Source organism: Burkholderia sp. LMG 13014 (assembly GCF_905232215.1).
Taxonomy (GTDB): domain Bacteria; phylum Pseudomonadota; class Gammaproteobacteria; order Burkholderiales; family Burkholderiaceae; genus Burkholderia.
Genome location: NZ_CAJNKE010000766.1, coordinates 1 through 2,401 on the forward strand (window position 1 = coordinate 1; position 2,401 = coordinate 2,401).

Consider the following 2,401-nt stretch of genomic DNA (forward strand, 5'->3'; position numbering starts at 1 on the left):
GTCGGGGTAAGATCAGAGGAACTGGGCGGGGCAGCGTCGGCGGCGGACATGGCAGCAAGGAAAATGTAAGTCGTGCAGCCCTCTATTTTGCCTGAACTCCCCGCTCGCACGCGCCACTGTACACGCACGTTTCTCGCGCGTTGGCTACAATGGTTTCAGATTGAAGCGTTTGCATAACATGACGACTCTCGCCGATCTCCGCATCAATTATTCACGTGCTTCGCTCGACGAAGCCGATGTCGCCACCGACCCCTTCGCCCAGTTCGACCGCTGGTTCAAGGAGGCGCTCGCCGCCAAGCTGCCCGAGCCGAACACGATGACGCTCGCGACCGTCGGCGACGACGGCCGACCGTCGGCACGTATCGTGCTCATCAAGGGCGTCGACGAACGCGGGTTCGTCTTCTTTACCAATTACGAAAGCCGCAAGGGACACGATCTCGCCGCACATCCGCAGGCCGCGCTGCTGTTCTACTGGATCGAGCTCGAGCGCCAGGTGCGCATCGAAGGCCGGATCGAGAAAACCAGCGCAGAAGAAAGCGACCGTTATTTCGCGTCGCGGCCGCTCGGCTCGCGCATCGGCGCATGGGCGTCCGAGCAGAGCGCCGTGATCGACAGCCGCGCGACGCTCGAAGCGCAGGAAAAGGCCGTCAGCGAACGCTACGGCGACAACCCGCCGCGCCCGCCGCACTGGGGCGGCTACCGCCTCGTGCCCGACTCGATCGAGTTCTGGCAGGGCCGCCCGTCGCGGCTGCACGACCGCCTGCTCTATACGCGCGACGCCGACACGTCGCCGGGCTGGTCGATCTCGCGCCTGTCGCCTTAAGCGCGGCGCCGGCGCACGCCGGTCGTGTCTCGTGTTGCATTCGGGCGCCCGCCTCGCAAGCGGCGGGCGCCGGTCAAGATACTTGGCTGTATTCGATTCAACGAACAAACGGAGAATCCAAATGTTCTGGGAAAAGAAGCTGGCACAGTGGGCGGACGAAGTACGGGCGAAAGCGAACATACCGGCGCGCCTCGTGCTGTGGAACGGCGATCAACTCGATTTCGGCACTTTCAGCGCGCCGCAGGTCACGCTGAAGGTGAACAGCGCGTCGGCGTTGCCGCTCCTGCTCGAACCGAGCCTCGACAATCTCGGCGAGGCGTACGTGAAGGGCAAGATCGACATCGAAGGCAAGCTGTCGGACATCATCAACATCGGCTACTCGCTCGCGCGCAACACGGTGACGAGCGCGAGCAAGCTGGCGCGCGTGAAGCGCTACTTCAATCACTCGAAGAGCACCGACAAGAAGGCGATCCAGTATCACTACGACGTCTCGAACGAGTTCTACCAGCTGTGGCTCGACGAGAACATGGTGTACTCGTGCGCGTACTTCGAGAACGGCGACGAGGATCTCGCCACCGCGCAGATCAAGAAGATCGACCACATCCTGACAAAGATCCAGCTCCAGCCTGGCCAGCGCCTGCTCGACATCGGCTGCGGCTGGGGTGCGCTCGTGCTGCGCGCCGCGCAGAAGTTCGGCGCACAGTGCCTCGGCGTCACGCTGTCGCAGAACCAGTTCGACCTCGCGACCGCGCGCGTGAAGGCCGCCGGGCTGGAAGACAAAATCGAGATCCGGCTGCAGGACTACCGCGAAATCGACGGCCAGTTCGACCGCATCACGAGCGTCGGGATGTTCGAGCACGTCGGGCGCAAGAACCTGCCGCTCTATTTCTCGCGGGTCCGTGAACTGCTCGCCGACGACGGCATCGCAATGAACCACGGGATCACGTCGACCGACGCGGAAAGCGGCGAGACGGCGCTCGGCGGCGGCGAATTCATCGACCGCTACGTGTTCCCGGACGGCGAGCTGCCGCACATCAGCCTCGCGCTGGAAGCCGCGCAGCGCGGCGGGCTGGAAGCGATTGACGTCGAAAGCCTGCGACGGCACTATGCGCGCACGCTCGACATCTGGACGGAAAACTTCGAGGCGAAGGCCGACGCCGCGCGACAACTCGTCGACGACGAAAAATTCCGCATCTGGCGCGTGTATCTTGCCGGCTGCGCGTATGCGTTCGAGCACGACGACGTGTCGATCTTCCAGATCGTGTGCCGCAAGGCCGGGCAGAGCGCAAAGACGCTGCCGTGGTCGCGGCGCTATATGTACGAACACGCGCTGCCGCGCTAGGCGGCGCTTCACGCTGGGCATGCATGGGTGACGGCAGGACGCGGCGCAAGGCGCCGCCGGAACGACAGCAGCACGACGACGCCAACGCGCCGCACGCCGACGGGCAATTCAACCTGTTCGGCGTGCCGGCCGACGCTGCACGCGCGTCGCCCGAGGACGATGGCCGGCCTGCCAGCTCCGATGAACACGTGACACCGGACGCGCCTGACGAAGCGCAGCCGGCAAGATACACGCGC

At 64.6% G+C, this 2,401-nt stretch carries 2 protein-coding genes and 1 pseudogene; all 3 read left to right on the forward strand.

Translation table 11 applies throughout. The features are described from left to right. Positions 1 to 178: 178 nt before the first annotated feature. Entirely contained in the window at positions 179 to 823 is a 645-nt protein-coding gene (gene pdxH, locus JYJ84_RS34295; RefSeq protein WP_174955474.1) for a pyridoxamine 5'-phosphate oxidase, read from the forward strand. 121 nt (positions 824 to 944) lie between these two features. Continuing rightward, positions 945 to 2,165 (forward strand): cyclopropane-fatty-acyl-phospholipid synthase family protein, encoded by a 1,221-nt coding sequence (locus tag JYJ84_RS34300; protein WP_122946130.1) that lies wholly within the window; start codon positions 945 to 947, stop codon positions 2,163 to 2,165. A gap of 23 nt (positions 2,166 to 2,188) precedes the next feature. Further along, positions 2,189 to 2,401: pseudogene (locus tag JYJ84_RS34305) on the forward strand (DUF72 domain-containing protein); the annotation flags it as partial.

What these genes read in the sequence shown, in the direction of transcription:
- pdxH (WP_174955474.1), top strand. Translation starts at nt 179, where the DNA reads ATGACGACTCTCGCCGATCTCCGCATCAATTATTCACGTGCTTCGCTC.
- JYJ84_RS34300 (WP_122946130.1), top strand. Translation starts at nt 945, where the DNA reads ATGTTCTGGGAAAAGAAGCTGGCACAGTGGGCGGACGAAGTACGGGCG.